The sequence below is a fragment of the Adhaeribacter swui genome, assembly GCF_014217805.1.
In the GTDB taxonomy this organism is placed as follows: domain Bacteria; phylum Bacteroidota; class Bacteroidia; order Cytophagales; family Hymenobacteraceae; genus Adhaeribacter; species Adhaeribacter swui.
Map to the genome: position 1 here is coordinate 2,740,029 of NZ_CP055156.1, position 26,494 is coordinate 2,766,522.

The 26,494-nt window shown below is 44.6% G+C and carries 17 protein-coding genes; 8 read left to right on the forward strand and 9 right to left on the reverse strand.

What is annotated here, in order from left to right:
* The first annotated feature begins 50 nt into the window (after nt 1–50).
* Complete coding sequence (locus HUW51_RS11855) at nt 51–305, forward strand: hypothetical protein (RefSeq protein WP_185274233.1); 255 nt, start codon at nt 51–53, stop codon at nt 303–305.
* Nucleotides 306–548: 243 nt separating this feature from the next.
* Here the strand turns inward: HUW51_RS11855 and HUW51_RS11860 are convergent, their stop codons facing one another.
* From HUW51_RS11860 to HUW51_RS11885, 6 genes are all read right to left on the reverse strand, one after another.
* A complete protein-coding gene (locus HUW51_RS11860) occupies nt 549–2,087 on the reverse strand; it encodes a YifB family Mg chelatase-like AAA ATPase (protein ID WP_185274234.1) in 1,539 nt (512 codons plus the stop codon).
* 129 nt (nt 2,088–2,216) lie between these two features.
* The gene (locus HUW51_RS11865; protein ID WP_185274235.1) at nt 2,217–2,699 is read right to left on the reverse strand and encodes a hypothetical protein; all 483 of its coding nucleotides are present in this window, start codon (nt 2,697–2,699) and stop codon (nt 2,217–2,219) included.
* A gap of 102 nt (nt 2,700–2,801) precedes the next feature.
* Entirely contained in the window at nt 2,802–3,389 is a 588-nt protein-coding gene (gene lpcA, locus HUW51_RS11870; RefSeq protein ID WP_185274236.1) for a D-sedoheptulose 7-phosphate isomerase, read from the reverse strand.
* Nucleotides 3,390–3,392: 3 nt separating this feature from the next.
* On the reverse strand, nt 3,393–3,818 hold the full coding sequence (locus tag HUW51_RS11875; RefSeq protein ID WP_185274237.1) for a hypothetical protein: 426 nt from the start codon (nt 3,816–3,818) through the stop codon (nt 3,393–3,395).
* Nucleotides 3,819–3,955: 137 nt separating this feature from the next.
* A complete protein-coding gene (locus tag HUW51_RS11880) occupies nt 3,956–5,806 on the reverse strand; it encodes an ABC transporter ATP-binding protein (RefSeq protein WP_185274513.1) in 1,851 nt (616 codons plus the stop codon).
* 492 nt (nt 5,807–6,298) lie between these two features.
* Entirely contained in the window at nt 6,299–7,975 is a 1,677-nt protein-coding gene (locus tag HUW51_RS11885; RefSeq protein ID WP_185274238.1) for a hypothetical protein, read from the reverse strand.
* A 284-nt stretch (nt 7,976–8,259) separates the two neighbouring features.
* On the opposite strand from HUW51_RS11885, the gene upp reads away from it, so the two are divergent.
* From upp to HUW51_RS11920, 7 genes are all read left to right on the forward strand, one after another.
* Entirely contained in the window at nt 8,260–8,916 is a 657-nt protein-coding gene (gene upp / locus HUW51_RS11890; RefSeq protein WP_185274239.1) for a uracil phosphoribosyltransferase, read from the forward strand.
* A gap of 132 nt (nt 8,917–9,048) precedes the next feature.
* Nucleotides 9,049–9,507: a hypothetical protein gene (locus tag HUW51_RS11895; RefSeq protein WP_185274240.1), complete on the forward strand. Its 459-nt coding sequence runs from the start codon at nt 9,049–9,051 to the stop codon at nt 9,505–9,507.
* A gap of 701 nt (nt 9,508–10,208) precedes the next feature.
* Nucleotides 10,209–13,433, forward strand: coding sequence for a SusC/RagA family TonB-linked outer membrane protein (locus HUW51_RS11900; RefSeq protein WP_185274241.1), 3,225 nt, complete (start codon nt 10,209–10,211; stop codon nt 13,431–13,433).
* A gap of 23 nt (nt 13,434–13,456) precedes the next feature.
* Nucleotides 13,457–15,022, forward strand: coding sequence for a RagB/SusD family nutrient uptake outer membrane protein (locus tag HUW51_RS11905; RefSeq protein ID WP_185274242.1), 1,566 nt, complete (start codon nt 13,457–13,459; stop codon nt 15,020–15,022).
* A gap of 203 nt (nt 15,023–15,225) precedes the next feature.
* Nucleotides 15,226–18,753 carry a VCBS repeat-containing protein gene (locus HUW51_RS11910; RefSeq protein WP_185274243.1) on the forward strand — a complete coding sequence of 1,176 codons (3,528 nt, stop codon included), beginning with the start codon at nt 15,226–15,228 and terminating at the stop codon, nt 18,751–18,753.
* Between the two features lie 153 nt (nt 18,754–18,906).
* Nucleotides 18,907–20,544, forward strand: a complete 1,638-nt coding sequence (locus HUW51_RS11915; protein ID WP_185274244.1) for an AGE family epimerase/isomerase — start codon at nt 18,907–18,909, stop codon at nt 20,542–20,544.
* A 132-nt stretch (nt 20,545–20,676) separates the two neighbouring features.
* On the forward strand, nt 20,677–21,540 hold the full coding sequence (locus HUW51_RS11920) for a sugar phosphate isomerase/epimerase family protein (RefSeq protein WP_185274245.1): 864 nt from the start codon (nt 20,677–20,679) through the stop codon (nt 21,538–21,540).
* 923 nt (nt 21,541–22,463) lie between these two features.
* Here the strand turns inward: HUW51_RS11920 and HUW51_RS11925 are convergent.
* The 3 genes from HUW51_RS11925 to HUW51_RS11935 all read right to left on the reverse strand — a co-directional run bounded on the left by HUW51_RS11925 (nt 22,464) and on the right by HUW51_RS11935 (nt 26,404).
* Entirely contained in the window at nt 22,464–24,179 is a 1,716-nt protein-coding gene (locus HUW51_RS11925; RefSeq protein ID WP_185274246.1) for a GMC oxidoreductase, read from the reverse strand.
* A complete protein-coding gene (locus tag HUW51_RS11930) occupies nt 24,179–24,721 on the reverse strand; it encodes a gluconate 2-dehydrogenase subunit 3 family protein (RefSeq protein ID WP_185274247.1) in 543 nt (180 codons plus the stop codon). Before HUW51_RS11930 ends, HUW51_RS11925 begins: the two co-directional genes overlap by 1 nt.
* Nucleotides 24,722–24,823: 102 nt before the next feature.
* Entirely contained in the window at nt 24,824–26,404 is a 1,581-nt protein-coding gene (locus HUW51_RS11935; protein ID WP_185274248.1) for a TolB family protein, read from the reverse strand.
* Nucleotides 26,405–26,494 lie beyond the last annotated feature (90 nt).

Genomic DNA, 26,494 nt, shown 5'->3' on the forward strand with positions numbered 1-26,494 from the left:
ATGCAACTTCGTACAGACTACTTCACGAACTAACCGAACTTACATTTACTATGGAAAAACCAAACGTGCTTGTTTTTACTTACCACGAGCTAGATAGAAAACAAACTTATTTAATAAACTTAAATGCGATTTCCCGGATTTTGTTTGAGCAAAACGGCGACGTAAAATCCCTGCACATTCATTATTCCAATGGCGTAGAAGCCGATAAATTTACTGGTACAGTAGCGGTTTCAATTGCGAACATAATTACCGATACTTTAAATCAAGGTAATTCTCCTTACTCATTAAGTACGGAATTGTGGTAAGCTAAACCAGTTTCTGGATAGTTTATAAAATAAAAAGTGCCGGCTATTCTTAATTAAGAGTAGCCGGCACTTTTTATTTATCTTGATTTTAAGGCTGATGAAATCAGAAGATTTTAAAAATTTATTTTTTCTGAAGTTGTACTTAGAGCGCTAGGCTAACTCTACGCATAACAGCAGGTAGTTTGAATTCCCGAAAATTAGAAAAATTTAAAAATTACAATCTGGTAAACCGTAAGGTTAAAACTAACCGGCCCAGCCTTCGCGGTCGAGGCTGCGGTACTGGATGGCTTCGGCTAAATGCTCAATTCTAATTTCATTGGTTCCCGCCAAATCGGCAATGGTGCGGCTTACTTTTAAAATGCGGTCGTAAGCGCGAGCCGACAAGCCCAAACGTTCCATGGCAGTTTTGAGCAATGCTTTGCCACCGGCGTTTATCTCGCAAACTTCTTTCACCATCTGCGAGGGCATCATGGCATTGGAATGAATATTGGGAAAATCTTTAAACCGTTCTTCCTGAATTTGCCGCGCTTTTACCACCCGTTCCCGGATAGCCTCGCTACTCTCCGTTTTCCGCGACTCAGTCATTTGGTCAAAAGTTACCGGCGTTACTTCCACGTGCAAATCAATGCGGTCCAGCAACGGCCCGCTTACTTTATTTAAATACCGTTGCACTACTCCTGGCCCGCACACACAATCTTTCTCGGGGTGGTTGTAGTAGCCACAGGGGCACGGGTTCATGCTAGCGATCAGCATAAAATTAGCCGGAAAATCAATGGTCATTTTGGCCCGGGAAATCGACACACGTCGTTCTTCGAGCGGTTGGCGCATTACTTCCAGTACGGTACGTTTAAACTCAGGTAATTCGTCCATGAACAACACGCCGTTGTGCGAGAGGGATATTTCGCCGGGCTGCGGTACGCCACCGCCACCCACCAAAGCTACATCCGAAATGGTATGATGCGGCGCCCGGAACGGCCTGGTGGAAAGCAAAGAAGCCGACTCGCCGAGTTTACCTGCTACTGAATGAATTTTGGTAGTTTCCAAGGCTTCCTGCATGGTAAGCGGGGGTAAAATAGACGGTAAGCGTTTCGCCAGCATGGTTTTACCCGCCCCCGGAGGCCCAATCATGATCGCATTATGCCCGCCAGCCGCCGCAATTTCCAGGGCGCGTTTTATATTTTCTTGGCCTTGTACGTGGGCAAAATCGGCTTCGTACTGGTTAACTGTAGCCTGAAAAATATCACGGGTATCGATTACCAGAGGCGCAATGTCTGTTTTACCATCAAAGAAATCAATGGCTTGTTTTATATTTTCAACCCCAATAATATCGAGTTTATTCACGATAGCGGCTTCGTTGGCGTTTTGTATTGGCAAAACAAATCCTTTAAAACCTTCTTTGCGGGCTTGTATGGCAATGGGCAAAATACCTTTTACCGGGCGCAAGGTGCCATCCAGAGAAAGTTCGCCCATTATAATGTACTCACCCAAGCGTTCGCCGCGCATTTGATCGGAAGCCGCCAAAATACCTAAAGCAATGGGTAAATCGTAGGCCGAGCCTTCTTTGCGAATGCCCGCGGGCGCCATGTTAATGACTACTTTTTGCCGGGGCATGCGGTAGCCATTGTATTTTAAAGCCGATTCGATGCGTTGCTCACTTTCTTTAATGGCGTTATCGGGTAAACCCACCATGTAATATTTGGTACCCGGCGTTACATTTACTTCCATGGTAATGGTATAAGCGTTTACGCCTTGCACCGCGCTGCCGAACGTTTTTATGAGCATGAATTCTGTCCGTAAATTTAAATATAGAGAATTAGGTATAGTTGGAAGCGCAACAGGAACCGGCCGAAATAAATTCCAGATTTTTAAATTAAGAGAAGAAGTTTTCAGTTTTAACTTTTACAAAATGTTCTAAGCAATTGAATTAAAGAGCCCTTTTCTTCTTTCAAATTGAACACCCTGTAATCGTTTTAAGGCTAATTCTAGATTTGGAGTTAATAAACAAGTAATAATGAGTTCTTCTCCTGCTTTAGTAAGTATTCTTGCATAATAATAGCTTTCAATGGCTAAAAAGTGAAGATTACTTCCTTTATAAATGCTTGGTGACATATACACTATTATTCGTTCTATATCGCTGTTTTTGCATCGCTTTGCTGTAGAATCTTTATAGTGTACTAATTCATTCTCGCTTACTCTATATTCTTCACCTAGATTTCGAATATAATACTCAATATGTAAGTATAAGGCAGGTAAAACATCAATACAGTAGCCAATAGAAAAAATAAATACAAAATCTTCATCAAAATTTGCCCAAACAAGAATAATAAAGCTTAAAGCCGTTATAATGAAAAAGGAAAGTAAGGCTTTAAAATGATTGGATAAATTCTCTTTCAATACCATTCTTTTATATCCAAGGAGCCTATTGGTGGACAAAAACTAAAAATATTAAATTTTAAAAATTTCTATTTAACATCCAACATCTAATATCCAATTGAACTAAGCACCAACTACCTTTTGCTCAATCAGCAAAATCAGGATATGGATAACCTTAATGTGAATTTCCTGGATACGGTCGGCGTAGCCAAAGTGGGGCACCCGAATTTCGACGTCGCTGAGGGCGGCTAGTTTACCACCGTCTTTGCCCGTGAGGCTCACTATTTTCATGCCTTTTTCGCGCGCAGTTTCAGCGGCTTTTAAAACATTGCCAGAGTTGCCGCTGGTACTGATGGCTAATAAAACATCACCGGGATTTCCTAAAGCTTCGAGGTAGCGCGAAAAAACAAATTCGTAGCCGTAATCGTTGCTCACGCAGCTTAAATGACTGGGGTCCGAAATAGAAATGGCCGGTAAAGCCCGGCGATCGTGGCGGTACCGGCCCGATAATTCTTCGGCGAAATGCATAGCATCGCACATAGAGCCACCGTTGCCGCAGGATAGTATTTTACTGCCGTTTTTTAGGGCATTGCTCATGAGCTCGGCGGCAGCCTCTATTTGAGCTATATTTTCCGGATTTTTTAAAAAATTAGTTAATACAGTTTGGGCCTCGGTTAGTTCGGCCAGAATAAGATCAGAAGTACTAGACATGCTTTAGATAGAATCAGAATTTCGGGGCGCAGACTGGTTGGAGTCCTGGCCCGATGAAAAACCGGGTTTTACAATAATGGTGTTGCGATCGTAATACGGCACCGTTGAGTTTAAAGGTGTAGTTCCCGGAGAAACAGTAGAAGCAGCGCTGCTTTTATATTGCTGCATTTCTTGTTTCTGGTCGTACAACAACGCTTTTAGCTCATTTACTTTGCGGTCCTTATGCGTATGTTCGCGTTTTAAGGTGGCAATATACAAGTTTTCTACCAGCAGTTCGAGCAGTAAAACTACGCCGCCGATAATATAAAAAGTAGTGTTAAAGTTCGGGTTGGTATCCTGGCCTACTTTTAAAACATCCAGGTAAATGAGGGTAGCCGCCACCAGGTACAATAACACGACTACATTTACAAATTTCTTTATAGCTTCCATAGGTATAGATTTAAAAGTGCGATTTGTTAATAGTACGTAAATGCGCTGTCTTAGATAATCCTTTGGGCTTTAAAGAAAAATAAACCTCTAGGTGATACAAATTGACGTTTGCTTTAACCCGAGTTCCTGAAAATGAGCTACAAAGAAGCCACGCCTGTAGTAATTTGCATTTGATTAAGCCGGGCGTACAAGCCATTTTGCCGTAGCAATTCTTCGTGGGTGCCGCGTTCCCGGATGGTGCCTTTTTGCAGCACAATAATCTCGTCGGCGTGCTGAATGGTGCTCAGGCGGTGGGCAATAACCAGCGACGTGCGGTTGCGCATGAGGTTGATTAAAGCTTCCTGCACTAATTTTTCCGATTCGGTATCCAGCGCCGATGTAGCTTCGTCCATAATTAAAATAGGCGGATTTTTTAAAATGGCTCGGGCAATGCTGATGCGCTGGCGCTGCCCACCCGATAATTTGCCGCCCCGGTCGCCAATGGTGGTTTGATACCCGTCGGGGGTTTGCATGATAAAATCGTGGGCATTGGCAATTTTAGCGGCCGCTATAACTTCGGCTTCGGTAGCGTTAGTTTTGTTAAAGGCGATGTTGTTAAAAATGGTATCGTTGAATAAAATAGATTCCTGGGTTACTACGCCCATTTGTTCGCGCAGCGAGTGCAAGGTGCAGGTTTTAATATCGATGCCATCAATGGTAATTACGCCGCTGGTTGGGTCGTAAAACCGAGGAAGCAAATCGGCCAGCGTAGATTTGCCACCCCCCGATGGACCAACCAAGGCAATAGTTTTTCCTTTCGGGATGGTTAGATCAATGTGCTGCAAAACTGGTTCGCTGCCGTAAGCAAAAGATACATCGTTAAAAGTAATAGAATCCGAAAAAGCGGGCAACGTTTTAGCGGTAGGTAAATCCCGGATTTGCGGCTGGGTGTCAATAATCGCCAGAATTTTATCGCCCGAAACCAAACCTCGTTGAATGTTGCTGAACGCCGTTGAAATAGCTTTGGCCGGTACCAACACCTGCGAGAAAAGCACAATGTAGGTAATAAACTCACTCGCCGATAAATCAGATTGTTTATTAAGCACCAGCGTGCCGCCGTAAAATAAAATGCCTGCTACGGCGGCTACGCCCATAAATTCCGAAATAGGGGAAGCCAAGCTGCGCTTGTTAGTAATAGAAGTAATAATGCGCGCGTAACGGTTGTTCTGCTGGCCAAATTTATTAATTACGTATTCCTGGGCATTAAATGCTTTAATTACCCGCATGCCGCCCAAAGTCTCGTCGATAATGCTCAGGATAGTACCTAGGGATTCGTGCCCTTCAACAGCGCGTTGTTTTAATTTTTTAGAAATGGTAGAGATAATGTAACCCGAAATAGGCATCACCAACACTGTAAAAAGCGTCAACTTAACCGACATGGTAAAAAGCATCACAAACAAACCCACAATGGTCAGCGGCTCGCGTGATACTACGTTTAAGGTACTAATTACCGAATTTTCAATTTCTTGCACGTCGGTAGTCAGGCGGGTCATGATGTCGCCTTTGCGCTCATTTGAAAAAAAGCCGAGTTGCAATTGCGTAATGCGTTCGTAAACCGCCAAACGTAAATTGCGCACTACTTTGGCCCTAATAGCCCCGTCGAGCCGCAAACTTAAGTACCGGAATAAATTGGCCAGTAAGTTCGAAACCAGAATTAAGATACAAACAAACTGCAGCGCGCCGCTTTTGCCGTTTTCCGAAATAATCTGTCCGAAGTAATAATTAAAGTATTCCTTCGCGAAATCGAGGCTTAAGCTAAACTCAGGTTTTTGAATAACAGCCTGGGCTTTGGAAGTATCAACGGTACCAAAAAGAACTTCGAGTAAAGGAATGAGTAAGGCAAAGTTAAACAAGCCGAAAACAATGCCCAGAAAGGTAAAAATAAAATACTGCGGCACAAACCCGCCAAAAGGCCGGGCAAACTGCAATATGCGCCAATAAGTTTTCATGCCCGCAAAGGTAATAGATTTAGTCGATAGTCCACGGACCATAGTCGATAGGCCCCAGTTGATGAACGGTAGGTTAAGATAGATGGCATATAATACTACCTTATCAAAATTACATTGACGATTAGAAGAAATTTAAAATTTTTAAATTTTTGCTTTAGCAGAAGCTTGTGAAAGTTTGGTATTATTAGCGTAAATACCAGCTTTGACCCAGTATCTCCCGCCAGCTTGTAGCTGGTGGGTAATTATAAGAGGAAGTTTTCAACTTCCTGCCAGTTGAAAACTGGCTGCCATCAGTAGCTCCAAGATACACTGCGTTAATCTTGAAGCAGGACGTGCGAAAAAGTTTCTGGTGCGGGTTAATCCTGCGATGTTATAAGAGCAGTGCTTATGGGCGGATGTTGTTGTGTTGTTGCCATTGTTTGTGTCTGCACAAACAACTTTCCACTTTTTGCGGCAGCCCTACAGAAGTTGGTAACAAAAATTTTTAAAAATTTAAAATTCGTGGAGCCGTTGCGGAATGTTCCAGCGGAAGGCAACGGTAGTGTAGGCCGAATTATAAGAACGTGCCGCTACCTGGCTATCTACTTTCCTTAAAATTTGCTTTACATCCAGAAACATGTTGTGCCGCAATTGCCACGACGCGGTTAAATCTACGTGCAGTTGGTCGGTGGTAATGCCTTGCCCTACTTTGTTGTTGTACTCCTGCGCCCGGGTGTTGTAAGAAAGTAACACGTTGTTGCCGTAATTAATAGTGTCGGTATCGGTGCCGTAATGGGTGTAAAAAGCTTTAGCAGTTAAATTTAAGCGGCCGATAGGTTGATAACGCACAATGCCAATCCACTCGTAGAGGTTAGCGCCCATGGGGTGGGCGAGGGGTTGCTGATAATGCTGGTAATTGGTAAATTTATTTTCGTGCTGGTAGGTATAAGGCCGGATAAAATTAAATTCCACCTGCGCATCGAGGTTATTGATTCGGGCCACATCGATGTACTTAGCTCCAAGCTGGAAAGATTGTTTGTTACCCCACCAACCGTTACGGGCGCGTACGTTCGGCAACGAAAATTCATCCAGCATTAATTGGCCATATACCTGGGCCGTTCCGAAAACATTAGCTTTAAAATCCAGGCCCAGCAGAGCGTTGTCGTTGCTGCCCAGCATTAGCTCGATGCTACGGTAAAAAATAATCGGGTTAAGGTATTCCAGTTCAAAATGACCTTTGTCGCGGGCGTAAATCACCGATTCAAAAACGCCTACGTTTATGTTAGGGGTAATATTAACACCCAGGTGGTGGTAGGCAAAATACTTTTTCGGCAGTAGCTGGTCCCGGAACTCGTAATCGGCGTTCATTTCGGTAAACAGGTTGGTGTACTGCAGCTTCCAGACATTCACGTTAAATTTTAAAAAAAAGTAAGCCGGCGCGTAATCCGAGAGCACCAAAGAGCGGTAACCGTTACCAATAAAATTGCGGTCGTGGCCTAATTGCAGACTCAGGTGTTTAGAGGCAGCGTAGTTGATATAACCGCGGGCAGTGGTAAAATCGTAACCGGCCTCCGGGTTGTAACCTACACTCCGGAAAGGTTTAAAATAGCCTTCGTGGGGCAGAATGGTATCGCGCACAATGCGATCGTTCACGTAATCCGGAAACCGGGCCTGGTTTTCGGCGATAAACGTGTAAAAACCTAATTTTTTATCTAGTTGCCCTTCTACCTGAATGCCGCGAGTATTAACGTAGCGCAAACCATCTACCCGGGTGTCGTGGCCGGCTTCGAAATGAAAAATCGGGTTTACGCGCAACGTAAAATCCGGAATATCTACGGAGTAAAAATCAGCGGGCTCCCGGAAAAAGTATTTCAGAAAAGGTTTGGAGTAATGGGTTTGGTTCACGCGGTCGGTGTAATTCCAGTTGTCGTTTAATAAATAAGCCGCGTTAAACTGATCGGCGGGCGAAAGCGAGTCGCTGTCGCGAAACACTTCCTGGGCCAGTTCGGCTACTTCTTTCCGGAAGTAAGGTTTAATGCCGGTATGCAGGTTGGGGGCCCGGTCCGGAAATTTAATCTGAAAACGTTCTATTTTATGATACGTATCCGGGTCGAGTGGCACGTACGTACTTTGGGCCAGGGCGGTAAAAACGAAAAAATTTAAAAAAACTGCCGTAAATAATAAACGCATAAAAACGGTAAAAAAGGTGAATGTTTAAACAACCTGGCTCTGAGCGAAGGTTTTAGTTACGAATAAGAGTAACTACGTATTGTGCCTGCAATGGCTATCTGGTTTATTTACAATAAATTAAGTAAAAGCCAGGTTTGTAACTAAAGTTTAAATATACTGTTAAAAGCGCTACTGGGTTAAAGTCCGCGGGCGGGCATTAGGGTAGCCGCCCTAAAGCTAGTAACTTGCGGCCGCAAAATTAATTTTTTAAAAATTTCTCATGAGAGCTTCTAACCTTAAAGTTTATGACACGATCTAACCCGGTTTATATTCTTACCGAAGAGCCATCGATTGCCAGCCAGTTTATTTCTGAATTGCGTAACGTGCAGGTGCAGCGCGATAGTATGCGTTTCCGGCGCAACCTGGAACGTTTAGGCGAAGTGCTGGCGTATAAAATATCTACCCGTTTAACTTACGCGCCGCAGCAAATTCAAACGCCATTGGCTATTTGCGAACAACAGCAACTTATGGAATACCCGGTGCTGGCTACCGTATTACGGGCCGGCTTACCGTTTCATCAAGGTTTTTTAAATTATTTCGATCAGTCGCCGAGTGCGTTTGTAGCGGCTTACCGCCGGGAAGCTACCTCCGAAATTTCCGTAAACGTAGATTACCTCACCGGGCCATCGCTGGAAGGTCGGGTGTTATTGCTGGTAGATCCCATGCTGGCTACTGGTTCTTCGTTGGCGCTTACTTATAAAGCCATGCTGCGGTTCGGAAACCCACGGGAGGTACATATTGCCGCAGCTATTGCCAGCCCCGAAGGATTAAAGCACATTCAGGAGCAGTTGCCGCAGGCCATTATTTGGCTGGGTGCCCTGGACGACCACTTAAACGAGCGGGCTTACATTGTGCCGGGTTTAGGCGATGCCGGGGATTTAGCTTATGGGACTAAAATTTAAAAATTGGAATATTTTTATTTTTTAAAAACTCTGGTACTTTTCTTGTATTTAAAACCAAACCGCAATTTTTACCCGTATCTCATACGTTATATAAAAACCAACTTTTAATTTCAGTAAAAAACAGTGCATACCGTGGCATCCGAAATAGTAAAATACCTTTCTGTTTACCTGCTCAGCATGGTAAAATTTTTTGGCGGACCGCTGGCCGGAATCTCCATGGGCTTGTCTTTCGGGATGACTTTATTGCTAAGTGTTACCGGTATGATGACTAGTGTATTCATCTTTTCGCAGGTAGGGATGATGGTTTCGCGGTGGTATGTTGCCCGGCACCGGGCGCAGAATAAACCAATCTTCAGTAAAAAAAGCCGGAAAATCGTAAAGATCTGGCAAAGGTTTGGTATAAAAGGAATTGCGTTTTTAACACCAGTACTATTTAGCCCGGTAATCGGTACTATAATGGCTACGGTGTTGGGAGCCAGTCAGCGCCACATCTTATTTCATATGCTATGGAGCGCTATTTTCTGGGGCATAGCTTTTACTTTCGCCCTACACGAATTACGTCATTTAGATCTGGCCATTTTTCATAAGTAGCTATAAGTTTAGGAGTACTATTAAGCTTCTAAAGAGTATGGATAATGTAATTACCATTCAAAAATCTTTAATACCTAACTAGGTTAACCTAACATATTTTTAAACTAGAAAGCCTCTTGGAGAACATCTAAGAGGCTTTCCGGTTTAAAGGTGTTTCCTTGGTTGATGTTACTTTACTTTTTATAATAATTCAAAGATTACTCTTTTCTTAGGAAATCAATTCCTTAAAATTTTGACTTTTTTCAACTAGGGCTATTGGGAATGAAAAGGCGTGTAATTGTGCTTCATTAAATTTTTTTTAATAACAAACTGACCAGTTAAATTAATTATTTTAAAAGAATATAGCTGGTATGTTGATTAAATTTCAACTTCTTGATTAATGTTTTAAATTACTGCTAATAAAGTACCGGAAGTATGCCGCTTTTTCAATGGCATAGGTTTTTATTACTTTAAATGTTTAATCCCAGGTTTGTAGCCTGATTTTGATAAAAATTTAAAAAATACCTTACAAAGCCAATAAAGAAAGATAAAATTGGCCCTATAGTTATAGTCCTTTAAAGACTTATTTAACCCGATAAAGGAAAATTTGATTAATAAAATGATAAAATAGTATTACTTCTGAAGCGGTGCTTTGGGTTATCTTGGGCGATTGAATTTAGAGTTATTCCACATTACTACTATCACCCAATTTAACAGTGCCCATGAAAAAATCTACTCATTCCTGGCAACGTAAAAGTTGCGTTTTACTAATGCTGCTCGCCTTTAGCGGGGCGATTGAAACCAAAGCAGCACTAGCCTACCATAAAGCGGTGATCCGGACCGTGGAGTGGCCCATCAGTGGTAAAGTTGTATCGCCCGCTGGCGAAGCCTTACCGGGTGTAACTATCTTAGTAAAAGGTACTACCAATGGAACTACTACTGGATTAGATGGTACCTTTTCAATTAACGTGCCCGAAGCAGCGGGTACTTTAGTGGCATCGTATATTGGTTATACTACCAAAGAACAACCTTATTCCGGACCAGGCACTTTAAACATTACTTTATCCGACGATACCAAAGCTCTGCAGGAAGTAGTGGTAGTGGGTTATGGTACCCAGAAGCGGGAGGACGTAACCGGTGCTATCAGCTCGGTAAGTGCAGCTCAAATCGAAAAAACACCTGTTACTACCTTAGACCAAGCTTTACAAGGCCGTTCAGCCGGGGTACAGGTTACCAATAACGATGCCGCACCCGGCGCCGGAATTCAGGTGCAAATTAGAGGTGTGGGCGGTTTTGGTAACAACGATCCTTTGTACGTAGTGGACGGCTATCCGATTACCGGGGGGATCAATACCTTAAACCCATCGGATATTGCTTCCATGGACATTTTAAAAGATGCTTCGGCTACGGCTATTTACGGTAACCGGGCGGCTAACGGGGTAGTAATTATTACCACCAAGCGCGGTAAAGCCGGCGAAATGCAGATTTCCTTCGATGCATTAACTTCTTTTCAGACGCAGCCCAAAATGTTTGACGTGTTAAACGCGCAGCAATTTGCCACCCTGGCCAAGGAAAGAGCCGCCGAAGATGGTATTAACCCTTTGCCCGAGTGGAACGATCCTTCTTCTTTACGCACCATTGACTGGCAGGACGAAATTTACCGCACCGGCTTGCGCCAGAATTACAACGTAGCCCTGCGGGGTGGTAGCGAAAAGGTGCAATCGGCTTTTTCGTTAGGTATGGTTGACCAAAAAGGGGTGGTATTGGGTTCTAACTACCGCCGTTACAACGCCAGCGTTAACGTAGATTACAATGCTACAAAATGGTTAAAAGCATCTACCAGTATTAAATACAGCCGCAGCGATAACAAGACGGCTTTAGGTACAGGCGGACAGAATGCCGGTACTGGTATTGCCTCCTTATCTAATCAAATTCCTACCATGACCGGTAACCCGGTTACGGACGAAGTAAAAGATGCCAATGGTAATTACGGTTATTACGATAAGGTTAATAATGCCGTTAGTTACCAGGATAACTTACGGGCGGTAATTGAAACCCAAGACCAGAAAAATCAAAATAACTTTTTGTTAGCGTCAGGGTCTTTGGAGGCTACTATTGCCAAAGGTTTACGCTTAAAAACGAACCTGGGGGTAAACATCAGCGATTATTCCGGTTATTATTTTACGCCGGTTAACACGCGTCGTTTAACCGAAATTCCCGCTAACTACTCGCAAAGCGCAACCAACTCTTCGGAATATTTGTGGGAAAACACTATTGCTTACAACAAAACCTTTGGCGACCACACGGTTGATTTTGTAGGTGGTATTTCTTTCCAGGATAACACCGTTCGTTCTATTGGCGGCGGTGGTAACGGCCTGATCAGTGATCGCCTGCGGAATTTAGGAAACGTGCAAACCATTACCAGTATCTACGGCGACCAGGTTTCAAATTCTTTAGCTTCGCAGTTTGGTAGAGTAAGTTATAATTTCCAGGATAAGTACTTATTTACAGCTACCGTACGGCGCGATGGTTCTTCTAAATTCGCTAAAGACAACCAGTACGGGGTATTTCCATCGGGTTCCGTAGCCTGGAGAATTAAAAATGAGCCTTTCTTGGCTGATGTAAATGCCATCGCTGATTTAAAATTACGGGCTAGTTATGGCCGGGTAGGTAATCAGTTTGGTATTCAGCCTTTTAGCTACTTAGGTTTATACGGTACTGGTGGTAACTCCTTGTCTATAAACAACAACGGTTACCCATTCAACAAAAAATACCAGGAAGGTTTGGTTTTAACGGCGTTGCCTAACCCAAATCTGAAATGGGAAACCTCGGTGCAATCAGATTTTGGTTTAGATGCGGCTTTCCTAAACAACCGCTTAACCTTAACGGCTGATTACTACATTAAAGAATCCCGTGACTTTTTATTAGATATTCCGGTTCCTTCGCAAACTGGTTTTAGTACTGCCGCCCGTAACGTAGGTAGTATCCGTAATAGCGGTTTAGAATTAGGCATTGAATACCGCGAATCGGCTAATGCTTTTAAATACGGTATAGGATTTAATATTACTACCGTTAATAACAAGGTGTTAAGCCTGTACGACGGTCTGGATGCTATTGGTAACATTGGTGGTTTAGGTTTCCCGAGCATTGGCGGTAATAACTGGGTGCAGTTTGGTTTATCACAAGTAGGTGGCGAAGCCGGTGCTTTTTACGGCTTCAGAAGCGAAGGAATTTTTCAAACCCAAACCGAAATTGATGCCTTAAACCGCATTGCGGCTGAGAAATATGGTCCGGGTAACGCCTATCAGCAATCTACCACCGTACCCGGAGATCGTAAATTTAAAGATTTAAATGGCGATGGTCGTATTACGGATGCCGGAGACCGGGAAGTACTGGGTAGCCCGATTCCGGATTATTTTGCCGGTTTAAACCTGGATGCCAGCTACAAAAACTTCGACATTAACTTATTTTTGTATGCTTCTGTGGGTAACGAAATTTTTAATTATTCTAAAAGATTACTCGAAACCTTCGGTAATCCGGGTGGGTTAGGAATTAAAAACATTGGGGTAGATTACTACAACAATCGTTGGACTCCAACCAATCCCTCGAACGAATATCCCCGCGTAACCCGCGCTGATTTAAATGGCAATAACCGCCCATCGGATGCTTACATTGAAGATGGTAGCTACTTACGGTTAAGAAACTTGCAAATCGGCTATACCTTCCCATCAGCGCTGCTGCAAAAAATTGCCATGAATAAAGTACGGGTATTTGTAAGTGCGCAAAACTTGTTCACCATTACAAAATACTCCGGTTTAGATCCAGAAATTGGCCAGGTGGGCGATCCGGATAATGGCGGAACCCGAAATGTTACAAGATCTGGTATTGATGTGGGAACTTACCCTAACTCTAAATTCTTTGGCGCAGGCTTAAACGTGACATTTTAATTAAAGTATCAATTTTAAAATTTATGAAATTTAATAAGAATATATACTTGCTTACCTTAGGACTAGCCAGCTTATTGCCGCTTAGTTGTAAGGATTTTTTAAATGAAACCGATACTCGGAGAATTTCGGAAGAATCATTATTTAAAAAACCAGCCGATGGTATTAACCTGGTAAACGCCATTTACGATACTTTCCACGACGGTGACTTTATGAACAAATCGTTATGGTACGGCGCTAACTTTTTGTCGCAGGATTTTCATAACTACGGGGCGGACTCTTTTTTTGAAACTTACGAGATCCCTTCTACTTTCCAGCCTTTGAATATTGCCTGGCGTCGTTCTTACCAAGGCATTGCCCGGGCAAACTCGGCTATTCCGATTATTGCCAAAATGAAAGAAGATGGCGTTTTGAGTCAAGAATTGGCAAACCGTTTAACTGGGGAAGCTTACTTTTTAAGAGGTGTATTTTATTATTACCTAGCATCGAGCTTTGGCGGCGTACCATTAGAGTTACAAACCGTTACCGACGAAGGCCGTCACCCAAGAAATACCCAGGACGAAGTTTTTGCATCCGTTGCCGCGGATATGCAAACGGCTGCTGATTTGTTGCCTTGGAAAGAAGAGCTTTCGAACGACGATTTAGGTCGGGCAACTAAAGGCGCGGCGATCGCCTACAAAGGCTCCGCGCTGATGTGGATTAAGAAGTACGACGAAGCGGTGGCTACTTTTAATTTACTCGATGGCCGTTACCAGTTAATGGAAAATTTTATTGATATCCACGAGTTTGATAAGCAAAACAACCAGGAGTCGATCTTTGAAGTGCAGTTTTTAGCTGGCGCGGATCAGTCCTGGGGGCACGCGAACGAAACCATTTGGTTTACGTCGTTCCACATGCCCGAGGAAGCCTCTAACTTCGGTTACTCATACGCCGATCAAAAATTATATAATTCATTTGAGCCCGGCGATAAACGGAAAGCGGCTACAGTAATTGGACCTGGCGATGAGCACGCGAGTCCGGCCATTGAAATTAAAAATTACCCGAAAGTTAAAGCGCAGTTTAAGGGCATTAACACTTTAGGTACGCTTAACCCGAATAACCCAAGAGATAAGAGCGGCTGGTGGCGCGGTTCCGATACGCTGCGTTCCGGTTATTACAGCGTAAAAACCTGGCGCGACCCGAACGTGACCGGTAGCACCAGCGAACCAGGCGGCAAAGAGTATATCTTTAATGGCCAGAACGTAATCATGATGCGTTTAGGCGAAGTGTTACTGAGCAAAGCTGAAGCCTTGGCTAAATCCGGCAACGAAGCTGCCGCGCGGGATATCGTAAACAACATCATCCGGAAACGGGCTGGTTTAGGACCAGTAGACCCATCGTTATCATTTAATGATGTCATTATTAACGAATACCGTCATGAATTAACCGGCGAAATGTCGTTGTGGTATTTGTTAAGAAGAAATGGGGAGCACATTAACTACGTGAAAAAAGAATTTGGCATTACCATTCCAACCGGTAAAGATTTGCTGCCTATTCCGCAGGAAGCCATTCTGAATAACTCTACCATCGTACAAAATCCGGGTTATTTATAATCTTTGATTTGTAAATTTAATTAACTCAAAGGCTTTGTAGCAATACAAAGCCTTTGTTATATAACTACCCACAACTATTCGTTCTATTATAGAAAGTAAATTTGTAATTACTTTTACTCCAATACGTTCTTTCTCTACCTTACGCCTAACCATTCATTTACAAAAAGAGCTGTTACCTTAGCTTTTTCAATATCTTGCCATTAATGAAATTTAAAATTTTTGTTTTTTTACTAAGTTGCTTCCTCCTGACGCAGTGCCACTTTTTTCAGCAGCCTACGCTGTACACCTTACTTAAACCCTCCGCCACCGGGGTAACTTTTGCCAACACCATTACCGAAGATGATTCCCTGAATATTTTAAATTTTGTGTACCTCTACAATGGTGCGGGCGTAGCGGCCGGCGATGTAAACCAGGATGGCCTCCCTGACCTGTATTTTGGCGGCAACATAGTTTCGAGTAAACTGTACTTAAACAAAGGAAATTTTAAATTTGAAGATATAACCCTGCCGGCGGGTGTGACCACTAAACTGTGGGCCACCGGAGTCAGCATGATTGATATTAACCAGGATGGTCGCCTGGATATTTACCTGTGCACGGTTAAACCTCTTTCTACTAAGGGAGTACCTAATTTATTGTTTATTAACCAAGGCCAGGATGCCAATGGTAAACCCATTTTTAAAGAAGAAGCTCAGGCTTACGGCTTAGCCGATACGGGTTATAGCACCCAATCGGCATTTTTTGATTACGACCGCGACGGCGACCTGGATATGTATTTGCTCACCAACGCCTCCGATAAAACCAACCGCAACAACCCAAATTACAAACTTACCAAGGGCCAGAACCCCAACACCGACCGGTTATATCGCAACAACGGCAATAACACTTTTACCAATGTATCTCAAGAAGCTGGCATTCAGATAGAAGGCTGGGGCCTGGGGGTAGGAATCAGTGATATTAACCAGGACGGCTGGCCCGATATTTACGTAGCCAACGACTTTATCAGCAACGATTTACTCTGGATTAACAATAAAAACGGCACCTTCACGAACAAAATCGGCGAATATTTAAAGCACCAGAGCTACAACGCCATGGGTACCGATATTGCCGACTACAACAACGACGGCTTGGTGGATATTATGGTTCTGGACATGCTACCCGAAGATAACAAGCGCCAGAAAACCACCATGGACGTGCAAAACTACGACCGCTTCGAGATAAACAAGCGCATGGGTTACGAAATCCAGTACGTGCGCAACAGTTTGCAACTCAATAACGGCAACAACACTTTCAGCGAAGTGGGCCAGCTAGCCGGCGTGTACGCTACTGATTGGAGCTGGGGACCTTTGCTGGCTGATTACGACAACGATGGCTGGCGAGATTTATTTGTGACGAACGGGTACGTGCGCGATATTACCGATTTAGATTACATCCATTACCGCCAGACTTCTTTGCAGTTTGGCGACGAAAATGCAGTGGCCGAAAAAGAAAAAGAAGCTTTTAGCCAGGTACCCAAAGTTAAAATCCCGAATTACATCTACAAGAACCGCCGCAATTTAACCTTTGCCGACAAAACCAAAGCCTGGGGCTTAGAAGAAGCTTCTAACTCCAACGGAGCCGTTTACGCCGACCTGGATAATGATGGCGACTTAGACTTGGTGGTCAATAACATCAACGCCGAAGCTTTTATTTACCAGAACAACGCCGAGAAGCTGGAAAAAAATAATTTTTTAAAAATTAAGCTAAATGGCGCTGCTCCCAACCAGGAAGGTATTGGCACAACTATCCGGTTAAAAACAAAAGGCCAGCAACAATACTACGAGCATTATCTCACGCGGGGTTTTAAGTCGTCTGTGGATCCGGTGGCTCATTTTGGTTTAGGCAAAGCTCTGGTAATTGATAGCCTGGAAATTACCTGGCCCGACGGGAAGTATCAGCTCCTCACGAAAGTAAAAGCCAACCAAATTTTAACGGTCTCTTACCAAAATGCCACTTCAGAAAAACCAATGGTTAAACCCAGTCCGGAACCATTGTTTCAGGAAGTTGCTGCGGAACACACCATTGCATTTAAACACACCGAAGAAGATTACATTGATTTTAAAAATCAGCCCTTGATGCCGCACAAACTATCGCAAAACGGACCGGGTTTGGCGGTAGGCGATGTAAATAACGACGGGCTGGATGATTTTTTTGTGGGCGGCTCCGCCCGAAAAACCGGGACCATCTTCTACCAGGATAAAAACGGCAAATTCACAAGTAAACCTTTAAGTACTACTCCCAATACCGAAGACGATACCGGCGCTTTGCTTTTTGATGCCGATAACGATAACGATTTGGATTTATACGTGGCTACCGGCGGCAACGAAAACCTGGACCCAGAAGCTTATTTGCACCGCTTGTACAAAAACGACGGGAAAGGCAATTTTAATTTAGAACCACAGGCGCTACCGCAAATTATGGTGAGTGGCTCCGTTGTAACGGCCGCTGATTATGACCGGGACGGCGATTTAGACTTATTTGTGGGTGGCCGCAACAGCCCTAAAAAATACCCCATGCCGGGCCAAAGTTGCTTGTTGCAAAACAATAAAGGTACTTTCCGGAATGTAACTTCCAGCTTGTGTAAAGAACTGGAATCAGTTGGTATGGTTACGGCCGCCCTCTGGACGGACTTTGACCAGGATAACCAGATTGACTTAATTGTTACGGGCGAATGGATGCCTTTGCTTTTTTTTAAAAATGAGCAAGGAATTTTTAAAAACGTGACGAATCAAACCGGTTTAACCCACACCGAAGGCTGGTGGAATAGCTTAACGGCCGGTGATTTTGACAACGACGGCGACCTGGATTACGTGGCCGGTAACCTGGGCTTAAACTCCCGGTACAAAGCCTCGGTAAATCAGCCGGTAAGTTTGATAGCCAAAGATTTCGATAAAAACGGCAACATCGATCCCGTGATGGGTTATTATATCCAAGGAAAAAATTACCCAACCTCACCCCGTGATGCGCTGACGGACCAATTAGTTTCGATGCGCAAGAAGTTTCCGCGCTACTCCGATTACGGTGATGCTACCTTTGATCAATTGTTCACGCCCGAGGAATTACAAGGTGCTTACCAGGCGAAAAGCTATACCTTCAGCAGCAGCTACATTCAAAACCAAGGCAATGGCAAATTCACGATCAAACCCTTACCCATGCCAGCCCAGGTTGCGCCGGTGTATGGCATGTTAGCTACCGATTTCAATCACGACGGCAACCTGGATTTGCTTTTAGTGGGTAATTCTTACGCCACCGAAACCGCCGTGGGGTATTACGATGCTTCGGTGGGTACTGCATTGGCCGGAACGGGGAAAGGTACTTTTAAAATGATTGCGCCGAAAACAACGGGTTTTAACGTGAGCGGTGATGCCAAAGCTATGGCTCAGTTACTAACTACCGGCGATACACCTTTAATGCTGGTAAGCCAAAATGCCGATAGTTTAAAAGCATTTAGGCCAACTCAAATACAAAATAATCAAATCATTAAACTGCAGCCCACCGATGCCTATGCCGATTTATATTTCAAAAATGGGAAAAAACGGCGGGAAGAATTTAATTACGGTACGGGCTATTTATCCCAATCCAGCCGGACGTTAATCAGCCAGGATTTATCAAAAGTTACAATTACGGATTTTAAGGGCAAGCAGCGGCAAATTAACTTTGATCCGAAAGAACTAACGCTCCAAACCAGGAAATAGAATTTTAAAAATTTAAAAAAACACCGTTGCTGCTTCGTCTAATTAGTTCTCAACTTTAGACTTATCAGAAAATTAGGTAATTATTAAATAGAGTGCACGGTTTTAAAACCAAAATACGCTAAATTACTTCGTTTACTATTGTTTGATTTCGATATGATTTTTAAAAAACAATGCTTTAAACTGCCGTTGGCCATTACTGTATTGGGTTTGGTTGGCTTTTACCTAACCTCCTTTAAACCCGCCGATGACCCTACCGAAAGAGCCCGGTTAGCCACGGTAATCGAAAAATCCATTAAAACCGAGATGCTGAATAAGTGGTATCCGCAGGCGGTAGATAAAGAAGCAGGTGGATTTCTGAGTACGTTTTCTTACGACTGGAAACCCGTGGGCGAGCAGGACAAGATGATTGTAACCCAGGCCCGGCACATTTGGTCTAATTCTAAAGCCTCGCAGCTTTACCCCGAAGCAGATTATTATTTACCCAGCGCGAAACACGGCGTAGCTTTTCTGCGCGACAAAATGTGGGACAAAACCAACGGCGGCTTTTTTACTTTAGTAGACCGCCAGGGCAACGTAAAAAAACAAGAAGGTGGCTACGCGGGTGGCGGTAAAAATGCTTACGGCAATGCTTTTGCCATTTACGCTTTAGCGGCTTACTACCAGGCTTCCGGCGATACCAGCGCGTTAAACTTAGCTAAGAAAACGTTTCGCTGGCTCGAAAAACACAGCCACGACCCGGTAAATAAAGGCTACTACCAAACCCTGGCCGATGATGGTACGCCCATCCAGCGCACCAGCGATGTTCCTTCTACATCTGATGTGGGTTACAAAGACCAGAACAGTTCCATTCACTTACTCGAAGCTTTATCGGAATTGTATTTGGTGTGGCCCGATCCTTTGGTGCGCGAGCGTTTGCAGGAAATGCTGGTTCTTATCCGCGATACTTTGGTAAATGAGAAAGGCTATTTAACCTTATTTTTTACACCGGATTGGAAGCCCATCAGCTTCCGGGATTCTTCCGAAGCCGATATTGATAAACACCATACCCTGGACGAGGTTTCTTTCGGCCACGACATTGAAACGGCTTATTTGTTACTGGAAGCTTCGCACATTTTAGGCTTGCACAACGACACCAAAACCATGGCCGTCGCCAAAAAATTAACTGATCATACCATCCGTAACGGGTTTGATAACAAAGTGGGTGGGTTCTACGATGCCGGGTATTATTTTAAAGATAAAACGGATATTACCATAATTAAAGACACCAAAAACTGGTGGGCCCAGGCCGAAGGTTTAAATACCTTGTTGCTCATGGCCGATCATTTCCCGAAAGATTCGCTGAACTACTTCAGCTTGTTTCAGAAAGAGTGGAAATACATAAATACGTATATTATTGATCACGAGCACGGCGAATGGTACATGGGCGGCATCGATAAAGAACCGGATATGAAAACGGCCCAAAAAGGCCAGATCTGGAAAGCTTCTTACCACCAGTTCCGGGCCTTATCCAACATTGTGCAACGCTTGCGCCCTGATAAAACCGCTCCTGCGGCACCTAAAAATTTAAAAAAGAGTGGCACCGGTACGTTGGTTTTAAACTGGGATAAAGCCACTGATAACCGGCGGGTGATCGGTTACAATCTGTACCAAAACAACAAACGCATTGGTTTTACGCCACTCACCAGCTTTGCTTTGGCCAATGCCGCCAAATTAAAAGGCAGTAAAATCACGATTAAAGCCATTGATTACCAAGGCAACCAATCAGCGAATAGTACGGCTATTACACTTTAAGCAGGATTTCGCAAAACCTTGCAAAATGTTCCCCTTTGGAGGAGTAAGGAGAGGAGAAATAACTAAACTACTCTCTTTAGACCGGCCATTTTTAGAAAATTTAAAAATTACTTTAAATCCAATTACCTAATTATGAAGAAAATTATTTGCTCATTGAGTTTCGCGGCGCTGCTAGGTTTAGGCGCTACCGACACTTTTGCTCAAAAAGGCACGCCCATTTTCCCGCAGGCACCCGGTATGGAAGCTTACACCTACCGCGAAAGTTTTAAGAAAGACATCCCTGCTACCCTGGATTCTATCAAAGCCTTAGGCATTACCGAACTGGAAAGCAGCCCTAATCCGAATGGCTTAACCCCGGAAGCTTTCCGCAAAATGCTCGACGAACGCGGCTTAACTGTGCCGGCCATTGGCGCCGGCTACGAAGATTTAGTAAAAGACCCTGCCGAAGTGGCGCGTAAAGCTAAGGTTTTGGGTGCCAAATACGTGATGGTAGCCTGGATTCCGCATAAAAAAGAATTTACCCTGGAAGATGCCAAAAAAGCTGCGGCCGATTTTAACCAGGCCGGTAAAGTATTGCAGGAACAAGGCGTTACCTTGTGTTACCACAATCACGGCTACGAGTTTCAACCGTACCAAAACGGCACCTTGTTCGATTACCTGGCCGAAAACACTGATCCCAAATACGTTTCGTTTGAAATGGACATGTTGTGGGCTTACCACGGCGGCCAGGACCCGGTTAAATTGCTAAACAAGTACGGCAGCCGCTGGAAACTGATGCACTTAAAAGATTTGCGCAAAGGCGTAAAAGGCGATTTAACTGGTAATACCTCCACCGAAAACGATGTAGTTCTGGGCACCGGCCAGTTAGATGTACCCGCCATTTTGTTAGCTGCCAAAAAAGTAGGAATCAAACATTACTTCATCGAAGACGAAAGCCCCCGCTGGAGCAAGCAAGTTCCGAAGACTATGGCGTATTTGAAGAGTTTGAAAGAATAGTTTTTAAAGGAATAGCGACGATTATTTCTTAATATCATTACTATGGCGCGGATTTACTTCCGTGCCTTACTGCTAAAAATTCTCGTTCGCATAGCTACTGTTGTAGCTTTTGTTTCTAAGTGGAGCTGTTTTATAGTTTAGGTATTTGTTCTTTTTGTCTTGACACAAAAAGAACCAACGAAAGTCAAGACGCTAAAAACTCGCTGAACGCTCGAACAGTTTAGCGTCATCTCTTGCACCTGGAACGGCTATCTGTTGCATAGCTGGCAAGCAAAATATTAAAAAATTAAAAATGCTAAAGCTTAGGTAAAAAAGAGAGTCATTCAGGAGGAACCTATTTGGCTACGTAGCAGAACAGATTCAGTAATAGGGACCTTTTTATAACGTTCTGTTATTCTCAACCAATAGCCAATAAGTATTTATGCGAAGCGAAAATTGTGAATACGAACTAAAATGTTTCGAATTAGAAAAGTGCGTATTGCATAACGTCATCCTGAGCTTGGCGAAGGATCTAAAGTTTACCGAATCGGTAAGTAATGGTTCCCTCGACAGGCTCGGGATGACCTCAGAAATTAAAAATTATAAAAAAGCCTTCTCTGAAAAGAGAAGGCTTTTTGTGCCATCATGGAATGGATAAAACGAATCAATAAGCTCTATTACCTTTAATTCTGTGGAGCAGTGTGCTAAACGCGACTGACACCAGTTTGGCTATTGAGAGCCTTTTAGCGATTCGGTGTGGCGCAGCCACATTCCGCAGCGGAGCGAGGAAAGATTCGCTAAACCGCCCGAAAGAGCCAAACGAGGCCCGCCGGCCATGAGGCAAACTCAGCTATTTCAAATACGATGGAACCTTGGCATGGAGACAGGAACCGGCTCCAAAGAACTACTCCTACTATCTAAAATACCTAGAGGCATCTACCATTTTAAATATTCCCCTTCTTCATTTCCTTCACGGCAAAATCCGCAGCGCGAGCCGTAAAAGCCATGTACGTCAGCGATGGATTCTGGGTGGCCGTAGACGTCATACAGGCGCCATCGGTTACGAATACATTTTTACAGGCGTGCATCTGGTTCCATTTGTTCAGGATAGACGTTTTCGGGTCTTTGCCCATGCGCACGCCACCCATTTCGTGAATATCGGAGCCAGGGGCACTTTTGGAATCTACCGGTTTAATGTTGGTAAAACCGGCTTTGGTAAACATTTCAGTGAATTGTTCCAGGTAATCCTGTATCATTTTTTCGTCGTTGTCATCAAAGGCGACCGAGAAGCGCATTTGCGGAATGCCATACGGATCTTTTAGAGTTTTATCCAGGGTCACAAAATTGCTTTCCTTCGGAATGGTCTCGCCCATCATCCAGGAGCTAACATTCCAGGGACCTAAAACCGGGTTCAACAATTGCTCTTTTAAGGTAGCGCCAATACCTTCTTTGTTTTTAATCATACCACGGCCGCCGCCAAATCCGGCCGCGTAACCCCGCAGAAAATCTGTTTCCTGTTTGTGTACATTCCGGAAACGGGGAATGTAGGAATGGTTTGGCGTTTTACCGTCGGTAGTTTTGTCCATTAAGCTTTCAAACTGCGCCGAAATGCGGGCCCGGTAATTATGGAACGCCACGTATTTGCCCAACACACCGCTGTCGTTACCTAAACCGTTTTCAAAGCGGGACGAAGTAGAGTTTAGCAAAATTAAATTGGTATTTAAGGCCGAAGCATTCACGAAAATGATTTTGGCGTAGTACTCCAGCATTTCTTTGGTGTTGGCATCTACTACCCGCACACCCGTGGCCCGGCCTTTTTTATCGTCGTAAATAATAGAGTGTACCACGGAGTGCGGCCGTAACGTCATTTTGCCAGTTTTAGCCGCCCAGGGCAAAGTAGAGGCGTTGCTGCTGAAATAACCGCCAAACGGACAACCCCGCACGCACAAAGCCCGGTGCTGGCACTTGGCCCGGCCTTGCTGGTAATGCACTTCTTTCGGTTGAGTTAAGTGGGCGCAACGGCCCTGAATCATTTGCCGGTCTTGGTAATGCTTCGCGATTTGGTCTTTAAAGTAAGCATCCACGCAACTCATTTCGGTAGCCGGTAAAAACTCGCCATCGGGTAAGTGCGGCAAGCCATCTTTGTTGCCCGAGATACCGGCAAATTTCTCGACGTAGCTGTACCAAGGAGCTAGGTCTTTGTAGCGGATGGGCCAGTCTACGGCAAAGCCGTCGCGAGCGGGGCCTTCAAAGTCGAAATCGCTCCAGCGCTGGGTTTGGCGCGCCCAGAGCAATGATTTGCCGCCCACGTGGTAGCCGCGCGTCCAATTAAACGGTTTATCTTCAATGTAAGGTTGTTCGCCATCTTTCACCACAAAATGCATGGTGGCTTCGTTAAACAAACCGCGTTTCTGGCTTTCGATTGGGTTTTGCTTCCGGATTTCCAAGGGCACCTGGCCGCGGTGCTCAAACTCCCAGGGGTTTAAATTGGCCGTAGGGTAATCCACTACGTGTTTTACGTCGCGCCCACGTTCCAGCACCAGGGTTCTTAAACCTTTGCCGGTTAATTCTTTGGCGGCCCAACCGCCGCTAATGCCCGAGCCAATTACAATGGCGTCGAAGGTCATTTCTTTTACTGCGTCTATCGTTAAGTTTGCCATTATTTCTGTAGCTGAGCTTGGGGAGTGGGTGCTGGCACGCAGCCGTAAAAATGCCCCGGAATCATTTTGTAATTGGTGTGATTGGTTAAGTAATATTCGGAAGTAAGATAGCCTTGCAGGGTTAAGTCTTTAACCAGTTTGTAAAACGAGGCCCAGTTTGGATCGATGGAAATTTCCATAGTGGTTAAGATTTCTTCCCGTTGCTTGGTGTCGCAGGTGGCAAACGTTTTGGCGTAGGTTTGCTTGGCTAGTTGTTCGGCGGTTTCCAGTCCTTTTACCACGTTGGCCTGCACCTCAGGCTCGTAGCAATCCGAGATCATTTTGTGCACGAACAGGTGAATTTTTAAATCTTTCGCCCCGGGCGTATCGGTGGTGGGTAGAATGGTTTCAGTAATTTCGGCCAGCAAGGCTTCCTGGTCCGGCGTTAAATATGCTTGTACTGCTACAAGGGACTGCTCGCTCCAGTTTTCTGCCCAGGTCGGTAAAGCCATCAGCCCCCCGAATGACAGGGCCAGGTTCTTCAGGGCTACTCTTCTTTTCATTTATAAAATTTAAAAATTGTTGCGGTTGGGTGATTAATCTTCTTGAAAGTTAATTTACTGCCTTTTGGAAGCCTGGAAAAGCTAAATTTTTAAAAATTTGCCTTACTTCGACTTCTCCGCCACGGGAGCTTCGGCTTTTTCGGAATTACTCACGAACGAAATGGATTTGCTATCTGGCGACCAGGAGTTCACGTTAATGGTTCCCTGCCCACCGTAGAGGTAGGCTATTACCCGAGGCGCGCCGCCAGCCGTGGGCATCAAGCGTAGCGTTACGCGCTGGTAACTGGGGTGCGAGTTCGGATCAATATCCGTCGGGAAAGAAATATAAGCAATCCATTTGCCATCAGGAGAAATGTGTGGGAACCAGTTGTGGTTTTCGTCGAAGGTCATTTGTTCTTTACCCGAACCATCCGGTTTCATGCGCCAGATTTGCATGGTGCCCGTGGGGTTGGCGTTGTAATAAATATACTTCCCGTCCGGCGAATACTCCGGCCCGTCAACGTGTCCGGTGGTATTTTGGGTTAATGCTACTTCTTTGCCGGTGCTTACGTTAGCCCGGTAGATGTTGTAAATTTTGCTCCCATTTCGCTGGCCCACCAGTACTACTTCTTTGTGGTTGGTAGCCCAACCGTGCCAATATGAGGGCGATTCCTGAGTTACCAGTTTAGGGGTGCCCCCGGCTAAAGGCAAAACGTACACGTACGAACCGCCGGTAGTGCCTTCTTTGCCGCCACTAATGGCCAGTTGTTTGTTATCGAAGGCAATGCCGTGGTCGTTGTTGATCCGGGAAACCGAACCGGTATTTAGTTTTTCCGGAGTGCCGCCGTTGGCCGGGATGGTATAGATAAACCCGCCGGCATTGTACAACAATTTTTTGCCGTCCAACATCCAGTTGGGGGCCTCCAGTTTGGTAGGCGAGTCCAGAATTACTTTGCGTTTGCCATCCGCAATGGTCATGGTTTCCAGGCGGCAGCCTAAAACGTCCTGCGTTTTGGGTAAGGTTTTCTGGATTTGTGGATTGGGATGGTAAATGCTGGCGACGGGTTTATCGATGCGCACATTCCAGACTTTGGCTTCCTGCACATCGTCGGGGTTATGCGACGAAATAAATAAACCGGCCAACACCGCATCCGGCAAATCGGGCATGTCGTGAGAGCCTACTTCTTGCAGTGGTTCGCCCCAGTTAGCCACCCGCATAATCATTTTTTTACCGCTGCGCTCCAACTGAACTATTTGAAAAACGGTTTTCTTGGGGTAGAAAATTTCGTCCTGCGGGTCGCGCATGTAGGCGCCGCGCAAAGGTCGCCATTGCAATACGGTTAAGCCGTCGCCGTGTACCACGGCGTTCATGCTGGCCGCTGCTTCATCCGCCGATTCCCGCACCATCCAGCCAATCTTGCGGTGCGGATCGCCTTTTTCGCCCACAAAGGCAAAGTTGGCGGTTAAGATAAAATCACCCTGAATTTTATTGTACAAATAGTGAAACTCGTCACGGTTAAACCAAATATTGCTGCCGCCTCCTTTTATCTGGTAGGTTTGGGTAGCCGCGTCGTAAGTAGCGCCGCCTTTCATTTTGGGGTTACCAATATCGGTGTGGTTTTGAAAAATACCTACCGGATTGTTTTGGGCCCAGGCCGGGGCATGGAAAAGTAAAAGCAGAATAACCGAGTAAATCTTTTGCATCGTAATTTTTAAATTAACAAGTTTTAAATATTATCTGGTAAGCGGTTAATCGTTGCGTAGCTTCAATTTTTTAAATTTTTTACTTTTTTA